At 64.6% G+C, this 20575-nt stretch carries 22 protein-coding genes; 6 read left to right on the forward strand and 16 right to left on the reverse strand.

Annotation, left to right across the window (positions count from 1 at the left end):
* Window positions 1-61 precede the first annotated feature (61 nt).
* From prfH to ACTXGA_RS18910, 8 genes are all read right to left on the reverse strand, one after another.
* A complete protein-coding gene (gene prfH, locus ACTXGA_RS18875; protein WP_443396164.1) occupies window positions 62-670 on the reverse strand; it encodes a peptide chain release factor H in 609 nt (202 codons plus the stop codon).
* Window positions 670-1797: an RNA ligase RtcB family protein gene (locus ACTXGA_RS18880; RefSeq protein WP_443396165.1), complete on the reverse strand. Its 1128-nt coding sequence runs from the start codon at window positions 1795-1797 to the stop codon at window positions 670-672. The genes prfH and ACTXGA_RS18880 overlap by 1 nt, the downstream gene beginning before the upstream one ends.
* Window positions 1798-2057: 260 nt before the next feature.
* Window positions 2058-2522, reverse strand: coding sequence for a PTS sugar transporter subunit IIA (locus ACTXGA_RS18885; RefSeq protein WP_443396166.1), 465 nt, complete (start codon window positions 2520-2522; stop codon window positions 2058-2060).
* A 72-nt stretch (window positions 2523-2594) separates the two neighbouring features.
* The gene (hpf, locus tag ACTXGA_RS18890; RefSeq protein WP_443396167.1) at window positions 2595-3158 is read right to left on the reverse strand and encodes a ribosome hibernation-promoting factor, HPF/YfiA family; all 564 of its coding nucleotides are present in this window, start codon (window positions 3156-3158) and stop codon (window positions 2595-2597) included.
* A 273-nt stretch (window positions 3159-3431) separates the two neighbouring features.
* On the reverse strand, window positions 3432-4193 hold the full coding sequence (lptB, locus tag ACTXGA_RS18895) for an LPS export ABC transporter ATP-binding protein (RefSeq protein ID WP_443396168.1): 762 nt from the start codon (window positions 4191-4193) through the stop codon (window positions 3432-3434).
* Window positions 4190-4684: an LptA/OstA family protein gene (locus tag ACTXGA_RS18900; protein WP_443396169.1), complete on the reverse strand. Its 495-nt coding sequence runs from the start codon at window positions 4682-4684 to the stop codon at window positions 4190-4192. The genes lptB and ACTXGA_RS18900 overlap by 4 nt, the downstream gene beginning before the upstream one ends.
* Window positions 4681-5295, reverse strand: a complete 615-nt coding sequence (lptC, locus tag ACTXGA_RS18905; protein WP_443396170.1) for an LPS export ABC transporter periplasmic protein LptC — start codon at window positions 5293-5295, stop codon at window positions 4681-4683. The genes ACTXGA_RS18900 and lptC overlap by 4 nt, the downstream gene beginning before the upstream one ends.
* Window positions 5296-5308: 13 nt before the next feature.
* Window positions 5309-5923 carry a ribonuclease D gene (locus ACTXGA_RS18910; RefSeq protein WP_443396171.1) on the reverse strand — a complete coding sequence of 205 codons (615 nt, stop codon included), beginning with the start codon at window positions 5921-5923 and terminating at the stop codon, window positions 5309-5311.
* A gap of 1023 nt (window positions 5924-6946) precedes the next feature.
* Here ACTXGA_RS18910 and ACTXGA_RS18915 point away from each other — a divergent pair.
* Window positions 6947-7597, forward strand: a complete 651-nt coding sequence (locus tag ACTXGA_RS18915; protein ID WP_443396235.1) for a sugar transferase — start codon at window positions 6947-6949, stop codon at window positions 7595-7597.
* 67 nt (window positions 7598-7664) lie between these two features.
* Here the strand turns inward: ACTXGA_RS18915 and ACTXGA_RS18920 are convergent, their stop codons facing one another.
* On the reverse strand, window positions 7665-8471 hold the full coding sequence (locus ACTXGA_RS18920) for an HTD2 family dehydratase (protein ID WP_443396172.1): 807 nt from the start codon (window positions 8469-8471) through the stop codon (window positions 7665-7667).
* A gap of 40 nt (window positions 8472-8511) precedes the next feature.
* Between ACTXGA_RS18920 and ACTXGA_RS18925 the strand changes: the two genes are divergently transcribed.
* Complete coding sequence (locus tag ACTXGA_RS18925) at window positions 8512-8910, forward strand: VOC family protein (protein WP_443396173.1); 399 nt, start codon at window positions 8512-8514, stop codon at window positions 8908-8910.
* A 74-nt stretch (window positions 8911-8984) separates the two neighbouring features.
* Here the strand turns inward: ACTXGA_RS18925 and ACTXGA_RS18930 are convergent, their stop codons facing one another.
* The 4 genes from ACTXGA_RS18930 to ACTXGA_RS18945 all read right to left on the reverse strand — a co-directional run bounded on the left by ACTXGA_RS18930 (window position 8985) and on the right by ACTXGA_RS18945 (window position 11629).
* The gene (locus ACTXGA_RS18930) at window positions 8985-9536 is read right to left on the reverse strand and encodes an NADPH-dependent FMN reductase (RefSeq protein WP_443396174.1); all 552 of its coding nucleotides are present in this window, start codon (window positions 9534-9536) and stop codon (window positions 8985-8987) included.
* Window positions 9537-9650: 114 nt separating this feature from the next.
* Window positions 9651-10319: a YiaD family glycine zipper/OmpA-like lipoprotein gene (locus ACTXGA_RS18935; protein ID WP_443396175.1), complete on the reverse strand. Its 669-nt coding sequence runs from the start codon at window positions 10317-10319 to the stop codon at window positions 9651-9653.
* Between the two features lie 197 nt (window positions 10320-10516).
* Window positions 10517-11359, reverse strand: a complete 843-nt coding sequence (locus tag ACTXGA_RS18940) for a methylated-DNA--[protein]-cysteine S-methyltransferase (protein ID WP_443396176.1) — start codon at window positions 11357-11359, stop codon at window positions 10517-10519.
* Window positions 11360-11425: 66 nt separating this feature from the next.
* On the reverse strand, window positions 11426-11629 hold the full coding sequence (locus tag ACTXGA_RS18945; protein ID WP_443396177.1) for a hypothetical protein: 204 nt from the start codon (window positions 11627-11629) through the stop codon (window positions 11426-11428).
* Window positions 11630-11670: 41 nt separating this feature from the next.
* Here ACTXGA_RS18945 and nth point away from each other — a divergent pair, with 41 nt between their 5' ends.
* From nth to ACTXGA_RS18965, 4 genes are all read left to right on the forward strand, one after another.
* The gene (nth, locus tag ACTXGA_RS18950) at window positions 11671-12315 is read left to right on the forward strand and encodes an endonuclease III (protein ID WP_443396178.1); all 645 of its coding nucleotides are present in this window, start codon (window positions 11671-11673) and stop codon (window positions 12313-12315) included.
* Window positions 12312-13301, forward strand: a complete 990-nt coding sequence (locus ACTXGA_RS18955) for an adenosine kinase (RefSeq protein WP_443396179.1) — start codon at window positions 12312-12314, stop codon at window positions 13299-13301. Before nth ends, ACTXGA_RS18955 begins: the two co-directional genes overlap by 4 nt.
* A 137-nt stretch (window positions 13302-13438) precedes the next feature.
* Window positions 13439-14626: a S8 family serine peptidase gene (locus ACTXGA_RS18960; protein ID WP_443396180.1), complete on the forward strand. Its 1188-nt coding sequence runs from the start codon at window positions 13439-13441 to the stop codon at window positions 14624-14626.
* Window positions 14627-14813: 187 nt separating this feature from the next.
* On the forward strand, window positions 14814-16022 hold the full coding sequence (locus ACTXGA_RS18965) for a S8 family peptidase (RefSeq protein WP_443396181.1): 1209 nt from the start codon (window positions 14814-14816) through the stop codon (window positions 16020-16022).
* Between the two features lie 36 nt (window positions 16023-16058).
* Here the strand turns inward: ACTXGA_RS18965 and polA are convergent, their stop codons facing one another.
* From polA to trhA, 3 genes are all read right to left on the reverse strand, one after another.
* Window positions 16059-18863 carry a DNA polymerase I gene (gene polA, locus ACTXGA_RS18970; RefSeq protein ID WP_443396182.1) on the reverse strand — a complete coding sequence of 935 codons (2805 nt, stop codon included), beginning with the start codon at window positions 18861-18863 and terminating at the stop codon, window positions 16059-16061.
* Window positions 18864-18930: 67 nt separating this feature from the next.
* A complete protein-coding gene (locus ACTXGA_RS18975; protein ID WP_443396183.1) occupies window positions 18931-19701 on the reverse strand; it encodes a DsbA family protein in 771 nt (256 codons plus the stop codon).
* Window positions 19702-19823: 122 nt separating this feature from the next.
* Window positions 19824-20531 carry a PAQR family membrane homeostasis protein TrhA gene (gene trhA / locus ACTXGA_RS18980; protein WP_443396184.1) on the reverse strand — a complete coding sequence of 236 codons (708 nt, stop codon included), beginning with the start codon at window positions 20529-20531 and terminating at the stop codon, window positions 19824-19826.
* Between the last annotated feature and the right edge of the window lie 44 nt (window positions 20532-20575).

Here is a 20575-nt window from a genome sequence, read left to right on the forward strand (position 1 = left end):
AACCCAAAGAAGCCGGGAACCGGGCGTCCTTTGAAGTGAAGGCCCCGCGTGACGGCACCGGTCATCTTTCCTCGAAAAGCGGTCCTTCGAAGACCCGCGCCGGATCGCCGCGCTGCAACTGGTGGTGCAGCCAGTGCGCCTGCCCCTGACGCGCGGCCTGCGCCTCTGTCGTGTCCGCATCGGCCAATGCCTGCAGGCGTTGCAGGGCGAGCCGCCGGTTCTGATGCTGCGAGCGCTGATCGCGCACCACAACCGCGTATTCGCGCCATGTGGCCCGGATCGCGCTGGAGGTCTTGTTCTGGTGCTGACCGCCCGGGCCGCCGGCGCGGATGGCGGTCATGTCGACCTCTTTGGCGTCGATCTCCTCCGCCCGCACCGGTTCGGGCAGGCGAAAAACCTGAACGAACCAGTTCTTGCGCTTGTGGCGGGGGCGCAGGGCGCTGGCGCAGCGCCAGAGCAACACGCCCTGCCAGTTCGCGGCCAGATCCCCGGCCCGGGTGCCGGACAGCACCGCCACGGCGGAGACCGGCCCGTGTTTACCCGGACGTTCAGCCACGTCCAGCGTGACACCGGCTTCTGCCGCCTCTTGGGACATCCGCGCCATCACATGCGCCACGGCCTGTCGGCATTCGCCCGGGCCGTTGCCGCTTGAAATCAGCAGGGTGATCATCACCGGCCCTCCTTGCCGCAGGTCTTGAAGGTGATCAGCGGTGCCAGCGACACCACGGAACGCGCCAGACCGAAACGGTCCAGATCGGCCAGCACCGCACCCGCATCCTTGTAGGCGCTGCCCGCCTCCTCGATCAGCAGGTCCCGGTCGGCGCAGATCACGCGCCCGCCAAAGCGGGTCTGGCGCATCGCCTCCAGCTCCGATTTCACGCGACGAATCCGCCCGTGCATGGCCGCGCGGTCATAGCGCCGCCCTGCCCCGTGTGAGACAGAGCCCAGCGCCTCTGCCGGGCCGTCGGGCACCGCCATCAGGTAGCTGTGGCTCTCACGCGATCCCGCCAGCGGCGCCAGCCCCCGGTCCGGGGCCGCCGCCCCCTTGCGGTGCAGCCAGCCATCCCCGCGCGCCTCAAGGTGATTGTGTGGCGCATCGCAGATCAGGGCCAGATCGCTGCGCAGCGCCTCTGCGGCGCGGGCAGCCAGCACCTGACGGTTGGCGCGCGCCCAGACCAGCGCCGCGTCGTGCAGGGCGATATAGTCCCGGGCGGCAGCGCTGTCGGGGAGAAACCCGGTTTTCCAGGTGGCCCCGATGCTGGTAAAGACCCCGGCCCCGTGCCCGCGTGAGCCGGTGTGCACCAGCAGACACAGGTCACCCTCCTGCAGGCCCAGCGCCTGCGCCGCTGTCTTGTCCGCCACCTCCTCCACCATCTGCACCTCGCAGAAGTGGTTGCCACCGCCCAGCGTGCCCAGCCCGTGACCGCCCAATGCCGCAGCCACCGTGTCGCGCAGGGCGGCGGCGGCCTCCTCCGGCGGTGCACCGTCTTCCAGCGCCTCCAGCCGCCGCGCGGCCTTGTCCAGCTTCAGCTTGCGGCGCGGCAGGTCCAGCCGGAACAGCGCCATGCCGCAGCCGATGTCCGGCCCGATCAGTTGCGGATAAATGCGGTCGGCCAGAAAGGCCCCGCCCACCGGGCCGTACCGCCCCGGATGCAGATCGGGAAACCCGGCCACGGCTGTCATGCCGGGCCAGCCTGCGACCTCGTTCAGTTGATCGACAGCGCGGCCTTCGATCCATGCGCCGTCAGAATAGAATTCAGACACGCGTGCGCGCGCCTCGATGGGGGAATTGCCCATGGTTCCGTCTTTCTCAAGAATGAGAGGCGGCCTGTCAGTCAGGCCGCGGGAACGGATCACTCATTTTGGCGAAGACAAGCGCCAGCGGCGCGCAGCTTTCAGCGGCCCGAATGATCCGAGGGGGAAGCGGTATGTGCAAATGTCATCATGTCTTGCCCTCCTCTGCTGTCGGGGTTGCGATATGGCTGTGGTGTACCCCGCAGGCGCCGTGGCGCCAACGGGGGTTTTCCTGACCTCTTCCGCGCCGTGGCGCGAAAACCTCAGGCGGCCTTTTCGGCCTCGGTCTCTGTCAGGATGGTATAGAGCGTGGACGGCACCGGGTTGGCGCGCAGCTTGGCGCAGAGGCGGGCGCTGCGCAGGCTGCGCGAGACCAGTGCCAAGGCCTTGAGATGTTCCACACCGGCCTCTTCGGGCGCGAACAGCCCAAAGACGATGTCGACCGGCTGACGGTCCACCGCGTCGAAATCGATGGGCTTTTCCAGCAGGATGAAACTGCCAACCACCCGATCCAGACCGCCAACCCGCGCATGCGGCAGCGCCACGCCGTGGCCGACACCCGTCGGCCCCAGCGTTTCGCGCTCCATCAGCGCTTCGAGGATCGTCGGCCCCATCAGGCCATAGGCGCTTTCGGCCAGGTCGGAGATGTCGTGCATCAGACGCTTTTTGCTGGAGGTAGAGGAGATGACTTTCACAGCATCGGGCGTAATGAGATCGACAAACTTCATACGTCTTGCCTGCTTTCTTTGCGCGCCGCTCTCGCGCAGATCTGGTTCAGGACGGTCGTGGCGTCCGGTTCGTTACGGATCGATCCAGCCGATGTTGCCGTCTTCGCGACGGTACACGACGTTCACGCCATCCTTTTTTTCGTTGCGAAACACCAGAACCGGCGCTCCGGCCAGTTCCATCTGCATCACGGCTTCGCCGACCGACAGCGATGGAATACGCGCTTCCATTTCCGCCACGATGATCGGCTGCAGCGACTCGGGTTCTTCACCACCCGAATCCGCTTCATTCGCGAGGATATACGAGGCTCCCTCGAAATGTTCAACAGGACCGGTCCTGTCCTTGTGGTGATCTTTCAACCTACGCTTGTATCGCCGCAGCTGTTTATCCATCTTTTCAACGCATTCCTCGAAAGATGCGTAGATTTCGGTGGCATGCCCCTTGGCCGCCGCGTTCAGCCCGCTGGACAGGTGGACGATGGTTTCGCAGATATATTCATGGGCCGCCTTCGAGAAAATCACCGTGGCATCGGTGGGGCGCTGGCCATACTTTTCCAGCACTTCGCCCAACTCCGACTTGACGTGGGCTTGCAGCGCATCGCCGATGTCGATGTGTTTCCCCGTGATCTGATAGCGCATGATAAGTCCTTTTCTTGTGCACCCGAACGCCGACACGCAGGGGAAGCCCCCACGCATAAACGTCACAGGTTCAGGAGAGGCACCCGTTCGCCGCAAGCGCGCGATCTGCCTCTGAACCGAGGAACCAGAAAGACGGCCATGCTGCGAGGTTAAGCACCATACATTTATTTGACGGTCAAAGTCGGTGCTCTGTCAATCGAAACCGGAAGCCTCCGCTGCGTTAGATGGCGACAAACTGTTCCCAGGCAGAGATAGGCAGCCTCTTGAGTGCAATCAACCAAAGCGGAAGTTGTCGCCAAGGTAGACGCGGCGCACATTTTCGTTCTGCACCACCTCTTCGGGGGTGCCCGACATCAGAACCTTGCCGTCGTGCAGGATATAACAGCGGTCCACGATCTCCAGCGTCTCGCGCACGTTGTGGTCGGTGATCAGCACGCCGATGCCGCGGTTTTTCAGATCCGCGACCAGATGGCGGATGTCGCCCACGCTGATCGGATCGACCCCGGCAAAGGGTTCGTCCAGCAGCAGGTACTTGGGATCGGCGGCAAGGCAGCGGGCGATTTCCACCCGGCGCCGCTCTCCCCCTGACAGGGCCAGCGCGGGGGCGCGGCGAAGGTGTTCGATGCTGAATTCACCCAGCAACTCTTCGAGACGCTCGCGGCGGTGGTGCGCGTTGCGCACCGAGATATCGAGCACCGCGCCGATGTTGTCCTCGACGCTGAGGCCGCGAAAGATCGACATTTCCTGCGGCAGATAGCCGATGCCCATGCGCGCGCGCCGGTACATCGGCAGATAGGTGGCGTCGCGCCCGTCGATCAGCACCTCGCCGCCTTCGGGGTTCACCAGACCGGCGATGGCGTAAAAGGATGTGGTCTTGCCAGAGCCGTTCGGCCCCAGCAGGCCGACGACCTCGCCCCGGTCCAGACGCATCGACACGTCCCGGATCACCACCCGCTTGCGATAGCTCTTGCGCAGGTGGTTGACCTCAAGGCCGCTGTTGCCGTCGGTCACGGTCAGCTGCGGACCGTCGTTCATTGATTGTCCTCGGAGGGCTGCAGCACCGTGCGCACCCGACCCGACATCTGCGCCGTGCCATCGCGCAGGTTGACGGTCATCTGCTCCGAGGTCAGCGCGCTGGGCCCCTGGGTCAGCAGGACATTGCCCGACATGATCACCTGGCCCGCCTCGATATCGTAATCCGCGCTGTTGGCTTCGGCCGCTTCTGTGCCGCTGACCAGCGTGACGCCGCCGCGCGCCTCCAGCCGCTTGATGCGGCGCGAGGTTTCCGAATAGACGACCAGCACGCGCGGCGCGGCCAGCCGCATCTCTCCCTGCGCGATAATCACATTGCCAGTATAAAGCGCGGTGCCATCCGTCTGGTTCACCTGCAGCGCATCGGCCGTCACCTCGACCGGGGCGCGGGTGTCCTGCTGCAACCCGCCAAAGGCGACCTGCGCCCCCTGTTGCGCCATCAGCGCCGCGGGCAGGATCAACAGCGTCAGGGCGGCAATCAGTGAACGTATCATTCGGCAGCACTTTCGTCTTTTGGCGGTTGATATACCAACTTCACCCCGCCGGAAAACACCATTTGCACGTCATCCCCCGCCTCGGTCGATGTGATGTGCATTCGCCCCGCTTCGAAGGTGCCTAGCGGACCCTGCCCCTGCACCGGTCCAAGGCTTTCGGCGGACACCGCGTCGAAGTGCGAAATCATCTCGTCCGTGGTCATGATATACCCCTGCGAGCTTTCGATCCGCACGCCACCTGACAGATGCGCGGTCTGCTGGCCATCCCGCAGTTTTGCCAATGCGGCGTCCAGCGTGATCTCGCTGCCATCGGTCAGACGCATCCGCGCCGCAAGGTCATCCGCGCTGATCCCGCCTTCCAGATCCGGGCGGGCGGTGCGGGCGGTCATCGTCAATACATCGCCGCTGTTCGTGGTGCCCGCGAAATACGGCGCAGAGACCTGTTGGCCGGTTGCGCTTTTTTGCAGGGCTTCGACAAAGGGCATGCTCTGCAACGGTTCGGTAGAGCGCGACAGCAGAAAGAGGGTCGACAGCATCGTCAGCGCCGCCAATGGCAGAAGGATCTTCAGCCAGGCGATCACCCGAGAATAAAGCCCGTCTCCGCGCCGCATGGCCGCCCCCGGCTTAGCTATGGGCAAAGATGTCCGTTTCCGGCCACCCCTGCAGGTCCAGCACCGCGCGCGTCGGCAGGAAATCGAAACAGTTCTGCGCGATCTGTGTCCGGCCTTCGCGCTCCAGCATCCCGTTCAGGACGTCCCGCATCTGGTGCAGGTACAGAACGTCAGAGGCCGCATATTCCAATTGCGCAGGGCTGAGCGTTTCCGCGCCCCAGTCGCTGGACTGCTGCTGTTTCGAGATATCGACACCCAGCAATTCCTGTGTCAGCGCCTTCAGCCCGTGGCGATCCGTATAAGTGCGGACAAGGCGGCTGGCGATCTTGGTGCAATAGACCGGTGCGGTCAGCGCGCCAAAGGCATTATACATGGCGGCGATGTCGAAACGGCCAAAGTGGAACAGTTTCAGCACCGTCGGATCGGTCAGCAGGCGCGCAAGGTTCGGCGCCTTGGTCTGGCCCTTGGCCACCTGCACCAGATGCGCATTTCCGTCGCCACCGGACAGTTGCACCACACACAGCCGGTCGCGGTGCGGGTTCAGGCCCATGGTCTCGCAATCTATGGCCACAATCGGGCCCAAATCCAGATCGTCGGGCAGATCGCCCTTGTAGAGATGGTTGGTCACGGGTGGATCCTGTCTGTGGCAGCGTCCGGATGGACATATCCGTGCGGGGGTCCGCTTTCAACTGCATGCAGCCCGGACGGGCCGCCACATTCAGGCCACACCAGGCCAAATCTGGGCCCAATCAAGGCAGACTTCGGGCAAAACCGGCGAATCGATGCCGCAATTTAGCTGCGATTCGGGTGTAAGAAAGGAATTCCCCTCGCGTTTTGCTAAATCTTGAAACATTTCGTGAGCGCATCCATTCCCCCTTAAATTGTTGCATCAACCATTCAGAAAATGATCCCGCGAAGCCACCCACGTCGGGCCACGCCAAACGACACCTGCGTCCGAAATTCCGCCAGACCGCCCCTACCCGTCCTCAGGAATTGTTTCGCACGCTGACGGGTTTCCGCTCCCGAGAGGCGTTTTCGAACGGGAGAAAGCCCGGAATTCGGGTTTCGGTCCGCCAAAAGGGCGCAAATTGTGCAATCTCGGGAAACAGTCTTTGAGCGACGTAGGGTTAACTGTTTCCAACACGTTATAAGAGCCAACCCCCTTTCGCGGGGAGCAATTGAAACAGACTCCCCCTATCGAAACCTGGGATAAACCGTTCCAAGGGGGATCCATCCCTGCCAGGAAATACGCCCGGAAATGCGGTATTAGAGCGAACAAAAAACAAATCCGATTCCACCAAAGATTGTATCCCGAACAGGACGTTGACGGGCCGCCGCGGCGAAGTCATAACTCTGGTGTCGGTTGGATTTGTCATTTTTTTGCCTAATTTCAGCCCGGCTATGCACCTAGGGGGCTTGGTGTTTTAAATTGGGAGTATTCGGTTCGTCTGCCACCGCCTGCACGAAACCAGCTTCGGATACATGATCAGGGTCCTCCGGGACCCGGTGAAAAACGGACACGCAGTTGCGTGGACGGTATGATTGTGGCCGGGCTTGGGTGTGGATGACGTTCCCGCATGTTCTCGTCAACGATGGACCGTAGGAGATCATCTTGACTATGCACCTGCGCCGGCCTCTGCCGTCGGCACGAATGGAAAACCTGGTGGACGATAGCCTCGTCATCGATGGTGGCCCCACATTGTACCGCGACGTTTTCAAGCGGAGCCTTGATGTCCTGCTTGTTTTGCTGACTGCCCTGCCGGTTTTGCTGCTGGTCAGTGTCTTTGCTTTGATCATTGCCCGCGACGGCCACTCGCCGTTCTATTTCCAAAAGCGGATCGGCCGCAACGGACGCAGTTTCTACATCTGGAAACTGCGCAGCATGGTGCCGGACGCCGACAAGAAACTGCAGGCCTATCTGGACAGGAACCCGGCGGCGCGCGCCGAATGGGACCGCCGTCAGAAACTGCGCCATGACCCGCGCATCACCGCCGTTGGCCGGGTCATCCGCAAGACCTCGATCGACGAACTGCCGCAGCTCTGGAACGTTCTGCGGGGGGACATGGCGCTGGTTGGTCCGCGTCCGATGATGCCCTGCCAACAGGATCTCTATCCCGGCACCGCCTATTACGCGCTGCGCCCCGGAATCACCGGTTACTGGCAGGTCTCCGTGCGCAACGAGAGCAGCTTTGCCCAGCGCGCCGGTTTCGACACTGCCTATCTGAAGCAACTGTCATTTCTCAACGACCTGCGTGTTTTGCTCAAGACCGTGCGTGTGGTTCTCCGCGGTACAGGCTGCTGACGCACCATTTGCACTGATTTTAACCAGTGATTGTGACCAAGACCCCGGTTAGCGCCGGGGTCTTTTTTCATATCTCGACGGTTGCGCTCATGCATTGGCGGCCATCCGGACCGCGCACCCACATCTCTGCCCCGCTGCGACACAGCTCTGCCGTTTCATCGTGCATCACGGGGGCAGTCGCGCGGAACCGGAAGGCCCGGACCGGCGCTTCTTCCGCCGCCATCAGCATCAGCCCCTGCGCCAGCAGCGGCCCATGCACCACCAACCCGGCATAGCCTTCGACCGATTTCGCATAGTCCAGATCGTAATGGATGCGGTGACCGTTGAAGGTCAGCGCCGAGTAGCGGAACAGCAGCGTCGCATCGAAGGACCATGCCCGGCACAGCGTTTCATCGGTTCGGGCCTGCGGCGGGGTCGGGCGCGGGGCTTGCGGGTCCGGGTCCTCTCGATAGACCAGATCCTGCCGTTCGGTCACGCAAAGCTGCCCGCCTTGCCAGATCTCATGCGCCAGCGTCACGAACCCCAGGGGCCCGCTGCGCCCGGTCTTTTGCGTGACATCGGCCACGCGCGACACCTTTTCCGCCATATACCCGGCGCGCAGGGGTGCATGGAACTGCAACGCGCCGCCCGCCCACATGCGGCGCGGCAGACCCAGATCGGGGATCAGCCCGATGCCGACGCGCGGATGGCCGTCGCGGCCCAGAACGTGCGGCGGCTGCGCCTCCCAGAAATAGATCTGATGGAAAAAGGGCGGCAGCGCATCGCCGGGATCAAAACTGCCGGGGCGACCCAGTGCCGCGTTCAGCGCCGTTGCCCGGTCAGGGTCCAGCACATCGGTTTGACGACGCATGGCGCGCCCTGCATCCTGTGTCATGTCACCCTCCCTGACAGTCTTTTGCGGAGTTATTTCAGCCATGACGCCCTCCGTCCAGTCGCTCGATCACCTTGTCCTGACGATCAGGGACATCGCCCGCACCTGCGCTTTTTACGCGGAGGTGCTGGGCATGACCGCCGAACAATTTACCCCCACCAGCGGCCCTGCCCGCTGGGCGCTGAAATTCGGGGCACAAAAGATCAACCTGCATCAGGCGGGGCGCGAGTTCGAACCCAAGGCGCATACCCCCACCCCCGGCTCCGCTGATCTGTGCTTTCTCAGCGAAACGCCGCTGCCGCGCTGGCAGGCGCATCTGGACGCGCAGGGCGTTGCGATTGAGGAGGGGCCGGTGCCGCGCACTGGCGCAAGCGGACCGATCCTCTCGCTCTATCTGCGCGACCCGGACGGCAACCTGATCGAGATTTCCAACCGGGCGTAGGGGGCGCTGCCCCCGCCGCGCGTACCGCGCGTCTCCCCCGGCGGTATTTGAAAAGAGAAGAAGCCGCAGGGGGGTCACTTGCCCCCGCGCAACGCCTCGGCACGCAGCTCATCCATCAGTTCCTGCAGCAAGCCGGTGCCGCGTTCGTCCAGCAGACGGCCGTTTTCATCAAAGGCCTTGCGACTTTGCGCCAGCATGACCTCTGGCCCGGGCAGCACGCGCGCGCGGAACGGGTTCATGCAGAGCCGCAGCATGTTCTGCCCCCGCTCTCCCCCGGACCGGCCCGCGGCTGCGGACATGATCGCCACGGGTTTGTCACGCCACGGGTTGCCCTCGGTCTGGCTGATCCAGTCCAGCGCGTTTTTCAGCACCCCGGAGATGCCCTTGTTGTATTCCGGCGTGGTCACGATCACCGCATCCGCCGTGGCGATGCGGTCTGCGGCCTGTTGCACGACCGCCGGAATGCCGTCGGCCTGTTTCAGATCGGCGTCGAACAGCGGAAAGCGCAGGTTCAGTTCGGTGTAATCCGTGGGCGCAAAGAGCCGGGCGGCTTCGGTCAGCAGCTTGCGGTTGCTGGCCTCGGCCCGCAGCGACCCGCAGAGCCCCACGAGGGTCAGATCGGTCATCGTCGTCTCCTGTTTCCTTACCCCTGACCTACAACGCAAAAGCGCCGCGACAAGGCGCGGCGCTTGGTGTTTTGCATCTGTCCGGCGCACAGGCGATGTGCGCGCCCCTTGCCGTCAGGCGTTGGGCAGGATCACGATCTCGACCCGGCGGTTCTGGGCCTTGCCCTCGGGCGTCAGGTTGGAAGCGATGGGCTGATCCTCACCACGGCCGATCACGGCGATGCGGCTGCGGTTTACACCCTCGGAGTAGAGGATATTGGCCACGGCCTGTGCCCGACGCTGCGAGAGGTTCAGGTTGTAGGCCGCGTCGCCGTCGCTGTCGGTGTGGCCGATCACCTGTGCGGTTGTGTTCGGGTAGGCCAGCAGGGATTGGCCCACGTCGCGCAGGTCAGAGACCAGCGTCGGACGCAGTTCAGAGCTGTCGGTGGCGAACAGGATGTCCTGCGGCATGGTGACGATCAGACGGTCACCTGTGTTGCGGATCGTCGCGCTGTCGCCCAGCTGCTGACGCAGTTCCGCTTCCTGCTTGTCCAGCTGGTTGCCGATGGCCGCGCCAAGGCCCGCACCGACCAGCGCGCCCGCCACGGTGGCGCGGTTGCGCTCACCCTTGTCGTTGCCGCCCAGAAGACGACCGGCGACCGCGCCGCCGACCGCGCCGACAACGGCGCCGGTCTTGGCCTGACGGTTGGGGTCGGTGTCGTTGACAAGCGGACCGGTGGTGCAGCCAGCAAGGCCGGTGGCCAGCGCTGCGCCAAGAAGAATCGGGGATTTCGCCCGGATCATGATGTGCCTCATTTTCAAGTTTGCCCCCGTTTCCTGGGGGCTTTCACTGTCGATATGCAATAACATGGCGCCAAGTCCCAGTGGTGTCACTGTGAAAATCGGCGATGCTCCGCTGATCGCGCGGCGCGCGTCGGGGGTGGCGCGGGAAACCGCACGTATTGTCAGGGGCTTGGCCTTTCAAGGCAGGCTCTGCGGCCTCAGGCCTCCAGCCGGGCCGCCTCCCATGCCAGGATGGCGCGTTTGACCGGGATGCCCCAGTGATATCCGCCCAGTCCCCCCGATTTGCGCAGCGCGCGGTGGCAGGGGATCAGGTAGCTGATCGGGTTGCGGCCCACCGCGGTGCCCACCGCGCGCACCGCCTTGGGGTGGTCGATGCACTCGGCGATCTCGGAATAGGTGGTGACATGGCCCGAAGGGATCTGCAGAAGCGCCTCCCAGACCTTGATCTGAAACGGTGCGCCGATCAGGAACAGCGGCACCGGCCCCTCTGCCTTGACCCCAAAAGCCGCCTGCACCCAGGGGCGCAAACGCATCGGGTCCTCGACGAAATCAGCCTTGGGCCAGCGGCTGACAAGGTCCTCCATCGCCGCCTCTTCGGTGGATTCCGCCGAAAAACCGATGCCGCAGATGCCCTTGTCCGTGCCCATGACCAGCGCCGGGCCAAAGGGGCTTTCGAACCAACCCCAGTAGATGGTCAGGCCTGCCCCGCCCTTGGCGAAATCGCCGGGGCTCATCGCCTCCCACCGCAGGAACAGGTCGTGCAGCCGCCCGCCGCCGGACAGGCCCGTGGCATGGGCCGTTTCCAGCGTGGTGAACCGGTTCGCCAGCAGCGTCTTGGCATGGCCCAGCGTAAGGTATTGCTGATACCGCTTGGGAGAGACCCCGGCCCATTGGCTGAACAGGCGCTGAAAATGCGCCGCACTCATGCCCATCTCTGCTGCGATCTGTTCCAGCGTGGCCTGCGGGCCAAGGCGGTCCACGGCCTCGATGGCGCGGCCCATGACCTGATAGTGATAGCTCTGCTCGTCGTCCTTGGGCATGGCGGTGTCTCCTTTGGCCTTACAATACCCAAGGCAGACACCCACGCGCAGCCCGATTCTTGCGGTTTACTGCGGGTGCAGATCGCCAAGGAAGCGGTTGACCGCCATCTCCTGCTGTTTCAGCCCGTCGGGATCGGTGCCGGTCTTGAAGCGGGTCAGATCCTCTGCCCAGTCAGAGGTGCGGATGCGGATCGGCGGCGTGTCGGCGCCGATGACGCCCAGCACAACCTCGGCCACCTGATCGGCGGTCTGGTTGGCACCGTCGCCCATCCGGCTTGCAGCACGGGGGCGTTGCGGGCATAGGGGGGCGCATGGCCAAGCAGCTTGATTATCATACGATCCGGCAGATCTTCACCCGCTTTCAGGAGTCCGAGCCGGAACCGAAGGGCGAGTTGAACCACACCAACGCCTACACGCTGGTCGTTGCCGTGGCGCTGTCGGCGCAGGCGACCGATGCGGGCGTCAACAAGGCCACCGAAAAGCTGTTCCAGATCGCCGACACGCCGGAAAAGATGCTCGCCCTTGGCGAAGACGGCGTGATCGAGCACATCAAGACCATCGGCCTGTTCCGCAACAAGGCCAAGAACGTCATCAAGATGGCGCGCATCCTTGTGGACGACTATGGCGGCGAGGTGCCGAATTCCCGCGCCGCGCTGGAAAGCCTGCCGGGTGTCGGACGCAAGACCGCCAATGTGGTGCTGAACATGTGGTGGCACTATCCGGCGCAGGCCGTGGACACCCATATCTTTCGCATCGGCAACCGCACCGGCATCTGCCCGGGCAAGGATGTCGTCGCCGTCGAACGCGCGATCGAGGACAACATCCCCGTCGATTTCCAGCAGCACGCCCATCACTGGCTGATCCTGCACGGCCGCTATATCTGCGTGGCGCGCAAACCCAAGTGCAAGGCCTGCATCATTAACGATCTCTGCCCATACGAGGAAAAGGCAACATGAAGAAGTACCAGGTTGTCGGCATCGGCAACGCCATCGTCGACGTTCTGACCCGCTCCGAGGATACCTTCCTTGATCACATGGGCATCCAGAAAGGCATCATGCAGCTGATCGAACGCGACCGCGCGGAAACCCTCTACGGCGCGATGGAAGGCCGGATCGAGGCGCCGGGCGGATCGGTCGCCAACACCCTTGCCGGGATCGGCAACCTTGGTCTGCGCACGGCCTTCATCGGCCGGGTGCATGACGACGCGCTTGGCCGCTTTTACGCCGATGCGATGGCGCAGGACGGCACCGATTTCGTCAACCCGCCTGTCGCGGGCGGCGAGCTGCCCACCTCGCGCAGCATGATCTTCGTCTCGCCCGACGGCGAGCGTTCGATGAACACCTACCTCGGCATCTCCGCCGAACTGGGCACCGACGACGTGTCCGAGGACGTGGCGGGCGAGGCCGAGATCCTCTTCCTCGAAGGCTATCTCTTCGACAAGGACAAGGGCAAAGAGGCCTTCCTCAAGGCCGCGCGCGCCTGCAAGGCGGCGGGCGGCAAGCCCGGCATCGCCATCTCCGACCCGTTCTGCGTCGAACGCCACCGCGCCGACTTCCTCACCCTGATCGAGAACGAGATGGATTTCGTCATCGGCAACGAGGCCGAGATCCGCTCGCTCTACCAGAACGACGACCTTGAGGCTGATCTGCGCGCCGTGGGCGAGATTTGCCCGCTGGTGGTCTGCACCCGCTCGGGCGACGGCGTGTCCGTCCTGCACAAAGGCACCCGCATCGACGTCGCCGTGGAAAAGATCGTGCCCGTCGATGCCACCGGCGCAGGTGACCAGTTCGCCGCCGGGTTCCTTTATGGTCTGGCCACCGGCGCGGACATGGAACTGGCCGCCCGCATGGGCAGCTGTGCCGCACGCGAGGTCATCAGCCACATGGGCCCGCGCCCAGAGGCAAGCCTGCCGGATCTTTTCCGCGAGCAGGGCCTGATCTGACCGGAACACCGGCCCCGCGGGGCCGCCTGGCGGCCGGTTCATGATGTTTTCACGCGGTTTTCACGAAGCCGCGCTTCCCGCTCCACCCCCTGCCCCGCTAGCCTTTGGACTAGGGGCAGGGGCCCCCGGAGCGCGACATGACCCGATACATCCTCCTGCGCGACAAGGCGGAAAACTGGCGTCGCCCTGCCGTGCCCCTGAATGACATGATCGCCCCGCAGGATCCGAAAGCCGGGGCCATCCCACGGATCGACGTGGCAGACCTGTCGCCCGCCGAGCTGCGCGACGCCTCGGCTGACCGCACCCTCCTGACCATCCAGCCCGCCATGCCGACCCGGCTGCTGACCCCGCAGCCGATGGACGAATTGCGCGCCTCCGATGCGGTGCCGGGCTGGGGCCTGCATGCCACCGGGGCAGACTGGACGCCGTATTCCGGGGCGGGGGTGCGCGTGGCGCTGCTGGACACCGGGATCGACGCGACCCATCCGGCCTTTGACGGCGTCAAGATCACGGCCAAGGATTTTGCCGGGACCGGCGTGGCCGATGCCAACGGCCACGGCACCCATGTGGCGGGCACCCTGCTGGGCCGGGACCTTGGCGGCACCCGGATCGGTGTGGCGCGCGGTGTCACGGACCTGCTGATCGGCAAGGCACTGGCCGATGACGGCAGTGGCCGGTCAGAGGACTTTCTGCACGCCGTGCTCTGGGCGCTCCAGAACAAGGCCGACATCCTTGGCTTTGCGCTCTGTTTCGACACCCCCGCACAGGTCGAGGCGCTGGTGAATGAGGGCTATCCACAGGCCTTGGCCACCTCGGCGGCGGTCCATGCCTATCGCGGAAACCTGCGTATCTGCGAAATGCTCCTGCGGATGATCGGCTGCAACCGGGTGCCGCTGATCCTTGGCGCGGTGGGCAACGACGCCCTGCGCACCATCGCCCCCGAATACGAAACCGGCCCGGTCGCCCCGGCCTGCGCCTGCGGAGTTCTGGCGGTGGGGGCCTGCACGCCGCTGGACGATGGGCTGGCGGCCGCGCCCTTTTCCAACGCCGGCCCGGCATTGGTCGCCCCCGGCGCGGGGATCATCTCGGCCGGGCTGGGCGGCGGTTTGCGCACGCTGAACGGATCGTCGATGGCGCTGGCCCATGTGGCGGGGATCGCGGCGCTTTGGGTCGAAAAGATGCGAAAGGACCGCACGCGCATCACGCCGCAGGCGCTGGCGGCCAAGCTGATCGGCAAGGCAACCCGCGAACCGCTGTCACCGCAGGCCTCTTTCATCGACTGCGGGCGCGGCGTGGTGCAGGCCCCCAAAGGCAAATTGGACTGACGGCTTTTCGGCCCGGCACAGGGGGTTCCGCTGCGCCGCCCGGTTCGCCGGAGACGCGCGAAAGACCTCCGGCGAAGGGGAGGAGGCTCCAACCCCGTGAATTGCGCGAACCTATCAAGAATCACGCAAAAAGTGTATAAATTGATCTGTGGTGCCTTTCCGCACCGCATTTTTCAGGAGTATTGCAATGTCCAAATTCATAATCCTGCGCGACCGAAACGATGTTTTCCGCACTGGCCCGATGGCCGGGGCCGCCACTCGGGGCCCGACCACCTTTTCGCTGGAAACACCGCACTCTGTCGTCCCGCCGGCTCCGCAACTGGATACCGAAGAGATGAACCCCCGCGACCTGCGCGATGCCGCCCGCGATCCATCGATCCGGGTCATCGCGCGCAGCATGCCGACCAAACTGATCGAACCAGAGGCCGGGGCAGCCGACGCCACCCCCACATGGGGCATAACGGCGGTGGGCGCAGAGAATACCAATGCCACCGGCAGCGGCGTGCGCGTCGCCGTTCTGGACACCGGCATCGATGAGGCGCACCCGGCCTTCGCCGGGGTCACGCTGCACACCAATGACTTTTCCGGCGATGGCATCCATGACGGCAACGGCCACGGCACCCATTGCGCGGGCACCATCTTTGGCCGCGACGTGGACGGCACCCGGATCGGCGTGGCGCGCGGCGTCACCGATGCGCTGATTGGCAAGGTGCTGGGCAACGATGGGTCCGGCAGTTCGGAAATGCTGTTTCAGGCGCTGCGCTGGTGCGCGGATGAAAATGCCAAGGTGATCTCGATGTCGCTTGGCTTCGACTTCCCCGGGTTGGGCGAACGCCTGCAACAGAACGGTTTCCCGCCGCTGCTGGCCACCTCCATCGCGCTAGAGGCCTACCGCATGAACCTGCGCATGTTCGACGCCCTGATGGATATGTTCCGCGCGCAGGCGGCCTTTGACGGCGGGACGGTGGTCTGCGCCGCCTCGGGCAATGAAAGCCGTCGCCAGATTGACCCGAACTTCGAGGTCAGCGCCTCCATCCCGGCGGCCGCCTTCGACGTGTTTTCCGTCGGGGCCCTGGCCGAGGGGGCAGGCGGGCTGACGGTGGCGAATTTCTCGAACACCAATCCGGTGCTTGCCGCGCCGGGCGTCAACATCGTGTCTGCCCGGTCCGGCGGCGGGTTGCGGGCGCTCAATGGCACCTCGATGGCCTGTCCGCATGTGGCCGGTGTGGCCGCGCTCTGGTGGGAGGCGCTGTCTGCCGCCCCCCTGCCCGCCACCTCGGATGGGGTCAAGGCGCGGCTGCGCGCCACTGCAGCAACCGCCCCGCTGGATCCGGGAACGGATCCGCTCGACCGGGGGCACGGATTGGTGCAGGCCCCCTCGGCTAGCATGTTCTGAACGGTTCCTATCGGCCCGGTGAGCCGGGCCGACATTTCAGTGCGCTTCGGCCCAGTTGGCACCTTTCCCGGCGTCCACGACCAGCGGCACGTCCAGTTGCAGCACCGGATCGCAGGCGTTTTCCATGATTCCGCGCGCGACACCGATCAGATCGTCCACCGCGCCTTCCTCCACCTCGAACAGCAGTTCGTCGTGGACCTGCAACAGCATCTTGGCGGGTAGCCCCTTGATGGCCTCCGGCATCCGGATCATCGCGCGCCGGATGATATCCGCCGCCGTGCCCTGAATCGGCGCGTTGATTGCGGCGCGTTTGGCAAATCCCGCGCGCGGCCCCTTGGCGGCAATCTCGGGCGTGTGGATCTGCCGCCCGAACAGCGTCTCCACCCGCTTGTGTTCCTTGGCGAATTCCACAGTGGCATCCATATAGGCGCGGATACCGGGGAAGCGTTCAAAGTACCGATCAATGAACCCCTGCGCCTCGGCCCGCGGGATGCGCAGGTTCCGCGCCAGACCAAAGCCTGAAATCCCGTAAATCACACCAAAGTTGATCGCCTTGGCCTGCCGCCGGATATCCGGCGTCATCTCGTCCAGCGGCACGTTAAACATCTCGCTTGCTGTCATCGCGTGAATGTCCTGCCCCTCGCGGAAGGCCTGCTTCAGCGCGTCGATATCGGCCATCTGCGCCAAAATCCGCAACTCGATCTGGCTATAGTCCAGCGACACCAGCACATGCCCCTCGGGCGCGATAAACGCCGTCCGGATGCGCCGCCCTTCCTCTGACCGCACCGGAATGTTCTGCAGGTTCGGATCGGTCGACGCCAGACGCCCGGTGTTCGCACCGGTCTGGACATAAGACGTATGCACCCGCCCGGTGTCGGGGTTGATGTGCTCCTGCAAAGCATCCGTGTAGGTCGATTTCAGCTTGGACAGCTGCCGCCAGTCCAGCACCCGGCGCGGCAGTTCATGCTCCGTCGCCAGATCCTCAAGGATATCCGCGCCGGTGGAATACTTGCCGTTCTTGCCGCGCTTGCCGCCCTCAAGGCTCATCTTGTCGAACAGGATTTCGCCCAGTTGCGCGGGCGAGCCGACGTTGAACTTTTCCCCCGCCAGCTCGTGAATCTCTTCCTCCAGCTGCACCATCTTCTGGGCAAAGGCGTTGGACATGCTGTTCAGCACGTCGCGGTCCACCTTGATGCCCGTCATCTCCATCTCTGCCAGCACCGGCACCAGCGGCCGTTCCAGCCCCTCGTAAACCCGCGTCACCCGCGCCTGATGCAGTTGCGGCTTGAACACCCGCGCCAGCCGCAGGGTGATATCCGCATCCTCCGCCGCATAGCGCGTCGCCTTGTCGATGGGCACCCGGTCAAAGGTGATCTGGCTCTTGCCGCTGCCGATGATCTCCTTGATGGGGATCGGGTTGTGGCTCAGATAGCGTTCCGACAACGCGTCCATGCCGTGATTGTGCAGGCCCGAATTCATCGCGTAGGACATCAGCATGGTGTCGTCGATCGGCGCGATCCGGACCCCGTAACGCGCCATCACCTTGGCGTCGTATTTCATGTTCTGGCCGATCTTCATCACCGCCGGATCCTCCAGCAGCGGCTTCAGCGCGGCCAGCGCCTGCTCCAGCGGGATCTGCCCCTCGGCCAGCTCATCCGACCCGAACAGCCCCTCACCGTCGGCTTCCTTGCGATGGATCAGCGGGATGTAGCAGGCCGTGCCCGGATCGACGCAGAGCGAGATGCCGACAAGATCGCAGGTCATTTCGTTCAACCCGGTGGTTTCGGTGTCAAAGGCCACGGTCCCGCGCTCATTGGCCCGCGCGATCCACCGCTCCAGCGCCGCCATATCCGCCACGGTTTCATAGCGGTCGGGATCGATGGCGGGCCAGTCCGGGTCCTCGTCCCGGGGATTGGCCCCCTCGGGCGTGGTGTCCGGAATCGCCGGCGGCTCCACCCCGAATCCATCGGCGATGCGCTTGGTCAGGGTGCGGAATTCCATTTCCGTCAGAAAGCCCAGCAGAACCTCGGGCTCCGGCTCCTTCACCTCCAGATCGTCCAGGGTAAAGGGCAACTCCATGTCGCAATCCAGCTGGACCAGCCGTTTCGACAGTTCGATCTGGTCGCGCTTTTCGATCAGGGTCTGGCGGCGCTTGGGCTGCTTGATCTCTTCGGCGCGGTCCAGCAGGTCCTCAAGCGACCCGAACTCGTTGATCAGCAGGGCGGCGGTCTTGATCCCGATGCCCGGCGCGCCCGGCACGTTATCGACCGAATCCCCCGCCAAAGCCTGCACATCCACCACCCGCTCCGGGCCGACGCCGAATTTCTCGACCACCCCGTCGCGGTCGATGCGCTTGTTCTTCATCGGGTCCAGCATCTCGACGCCGTCCCCGACCAGCTGCATCAGGTCCTTGTCCGACGACAGGATCGTGACGCGCCCCCCGGCCTCGCGCGCCTGACAGGCCAGCGTCGCCATGATGTCGTCGGCCTCGAATCCCTCGATCTCCTTGCAGGCGATATTGAACGCCTCTGTCGCGCGACGGGTCAGCGGGATCTGCGGGCGCAGGTCCTCCGGCATCGCCTCCCGGTTGGCCTTGTACTGATCATACATGTCGTTGCGAAAGGTGTGGCTACCCTTGTCAAACACCACCGCCACATGGGTCGGCGCATCGGGGCCGGTGTTCCCCTCCACATAGCGGTGCAGCATGTTGCAGAACCCGCTGACCGCCCCGATGGGCAGCCCGTCAGACTTGCGCGACAGCGGCGGCAGCGCATGGAAAGCGCGAAAGATATAGGCTGATCCGTCGATCAGGTGCAGGTGGCATCCCTTGCCGAAACTCATGGCGTCTTTCCCTTATCTGCGACGGGCGGACAATGCCGCAGGACCCGCGCGAAGACCAGCCTTTGCATCAGCATGACCCGGGGTCAGAACGCGCAAGATCGATCAGCCGTTCGATCCCGTTCCTGTCCACACGGCCAAGCACCGCAACTGACCCGATCACCAGACCCGGCGTCCCGACAAAGCCAAAGCGCCGCGCAAGCTCTGCCGTTTCCCGCAACTGGCGATCCACGGCGGGGCTCTGCATGTCCTCCAGCAACTGGCCCGCGTCAATCCCCGCCTCCGCCGCAAGCTCGCGCAGGTAATCCGGCGTCGCCAGAACGGGCGATCCCATCAGCCGCTCATGGAACGTCAGGTACGCCTCCTGCAACCCGGCGGCCAGCGCGGCGCGCGCCGCCTGAACGGAGACCGGTCCCAGCAGCGGCAATTCATGCCAGCGCATGGCGATCTCCGGTCGGGCGTGCAGCCCGGTCATCAGCGGCTCCATCCCCCGGCAGACCACGCAACGCGCATCGGTGAAATAGGCAACCGGGATCTGATCCGCGCGGCGGTCGGCCGGGAACAGCGCCCTGCACAGGTCCAGCGGCATCCGCCGCACCCCGCCATCACCATCGCCATCAAGCCCCAGCAACATCGGGTTGCCACTCAACGCCTGCCCAGACACCGGGCGGCGAAATCCCGGCACCCCCGGCACCGGCTCGAACCGGTCCAGATCGCCGCCGCTCCGCCGCCGCAGCAGCGCGGAAACCCCGGCGCTGCCCGCCACCAGTGCGGCCAGAAAGCCCAGTTTCAGCAGCCCGCGCCGGGTCTGACCGGAATGTTGTGACGCTTCGCTGTCCATACCCCCTACATGACGCCAACCGTCAAAGGGTGAACAGCAAAAACACGACTATCGGGGGGCCCTGTGCAAATCCTCACGACGTCTTGACCGGCGCTCACGGGCAGAGCGGTCACCCGCCCCGGTCACGGCACGGCAAGCACATCACTAGGCACGCTGGCCGCGACCAGAAAGACCGCCACGAAAAACACGATGGAGGCGATCACCACCAGCGTGTGCCAAATGGTGTTGTGAAACCGCAGGCGCGAGGCCAACAGGAAAGGCGTCCCCACCGAATAAAGCACGCCGCCCACGATCATCAGCACCGTGACCGACAGCGGTAGCGCCGCCAGCATGTCCTGCCCGCCCACCACCACGGCCCAGCCGGTGCACAGGCACATGACCACGGCCAGCCCGGCCGGCAGGCGGCGTTTCAGCAGCGTGATCGCCGCCGCCCCCGCCGCCGCGCCCCAGACCGCCGTCAACAGGCCCCATCCGGTGCCCGACAGCATGGCAAAGGGCGTATAGGTGCCCGCGATTTTCAGGTGGATGGCCGACATGTCGATCCGGCGCAGAATATGCGTCAGATGCGGGCGGCCAACGTGGTTATACAGCAAGGAGGCCGTCAGCATCAGGATCAGCGTCCCGCCATAGATCGAAACGGCGGCGATCTCTGCCGCCGTGCCGCGCCAGACCGCCGTCAGCGTGATCAGCACCGGCACCGCCGCCAGCGCCATCACAAGTGCTGTCAGATGCACGATCATGTCGCTGGCCAGCTCCGCACGGCTGTATTCGCGCGGTTCCGCGACGGGCGCCGGAATCTGGGCTGGCGGTTTGGGACCAAGGTCGCTCATGCCAGCAGGGTATAGCAGCAGGCTGTCATTTCAACAGCCTGCCA

It is taken from the genome of Antarctobacter jejuensis (genome assembly GCF_052266595.1).
Lineage (GTDB): Bacteria > Pseudomonadota > Alphaproteobacteria > Rhodobacterales > Rhodobacteraceae > Antarctobacter > Antarctobacter jejuensis.

Coding starts and splice junctions, on each gene's coding strand:
- prfH (WP_443396164.1), bottom strand. CDS start 670: ATGATCACCCTGCTGATTTCAAGCGGCAACGGCCCGGGCGAATGCCGA.
- ACTXGA_RS18880 (WP_443396165.1), bottom strand. CDS start 1,797: ATGGGCAATTCCCCCATCGAGGCGCGCGCACGCGTGTCTGAATTCTAT.
- ACTXGA_RS18885 (WP_443396166.1), bottom strand. CDS start 2,522: ATGAAGTTTGTCGATCTCATTACGCCCGATGCTGTGAAAGTCATCTCC.
- hpf (WP_443396167.1), bottom strand. CDS start 3,158: ATGCGCTATCAGATCACGGGGAAACACATCGACATCGGCGATGCGCTG.
- lptB (WP_443396168.1), bottom strand. CDS start 4,193: ATGAACGACGGTCCGCAGCTGACCGTGACCGACGGCAACAGCGGCCTT.
- ACTXGA_RS18900 (WP_443396169.1), bottom strand. CDS start 4,684: ATGATACGTTCACTGATTGCCGCCCTGACGCTGTTGATCCTGCCCGCG.
- lptC (WP_443396170.1), bottom strand. CDS start 5,295: ATGCGGCGCGGAGACGGGCTTTATTCTCGGGTGATCGCCTGGCTGAAG.
- ACTXGA_RS18915 (WP_443396235.1), top strand. CDS start 6,947: ATGGAAAACCTGGTGGACGATAGCCTCGTCATCGATGGTGGCCCCACA.
- ACTXGA_RS18920 (WP_443396172.1), bottom strand. CDS start 8,471: ATGACACAGGATGCAGGGCGCGCCATGCGTCGTCAAACCGATGTGCTG.
- ACTXGA_RS18925 (WP_443396173.1), top strand. CDS start 8,512: ATGACGCCCTCCGTCCAGTCGCTCGATCACCTTGTCCTGACGATCAGG.
- ACTXGA_RS18930 (WP_443396174.1), bottom strand. CDS start 9,536: ATGACCGATCTGACCCTCGTGGGGCTCTGCGGGTCGCTGCGGGCCGAG.
- ACTXGA_RS18935 (WP_443396175.1), bottom strand. CDS start 10,319: ATGATCCGGGCGAAATCCCCGATTCTTCTTGGCGCAGCGCTGGCCACC.
- ACTXGA_RS18940 (WP_443396176.1), bottom strand. CDS start 11,359: ATGCCCAAGGACGACGAGCAGAGCTATCACTATCAGGTCATGGGCCGC.
- ACTXGA_RS18945 (WP_443396177.1), bottom strand. CDS start 11,629: ATGGGCGACGGTGCCAACCAGACCGCCGATCAGGTGGCCGAGGTTGTG.
- nth (WP_443396178.1), top strand. CDS start 11,671: ATGGCCAAGCAGCTTGATTATCATACGATCCGGCAGATCTTCACCCGC.
- ACTXGA_RS18955 (WP_443396179.1), top strand. CDS start 12,312: ATGAAGAAGTACCAGGTTGTCGGCATCGGCAACGCCATCGTCGACGTT.
- ACTXGA_RS18960 (WP_443396180.1), top strand. CDS start 13,439: ATGACCCGATACATCCTCCTGCGCGACAAGGCGGAAAACTGGCGTCGC.
- ACTXGA_RS18965 (WP_443396181.1), top strand. CDS start 14,814: ATGTCCAAATTCATAATCCTGCGCGACCGAAACGATGTTTTCCGCACT.
- polA (WP_443396182.1), bottom strand. CDS start 18,863: ATGAGTTTCGGCAAGGGATGCCACCTGCACCTGATCGACGGATCAGCC.
- ACTXGA_RS18975 (WP_443396183.1), bottom strand. CDS start 19,701: ATGGACAGCGAAGCGTCACAACATTCCGGTCAGACCCGGCGCGGGCTG.
- trhA (WP_443396184.1), bottom strand. CDS start 20,531: ATGAGCGACCTTGGTCCCAAACCGCCAGCCCAGATTCCGGCGCCCGTC.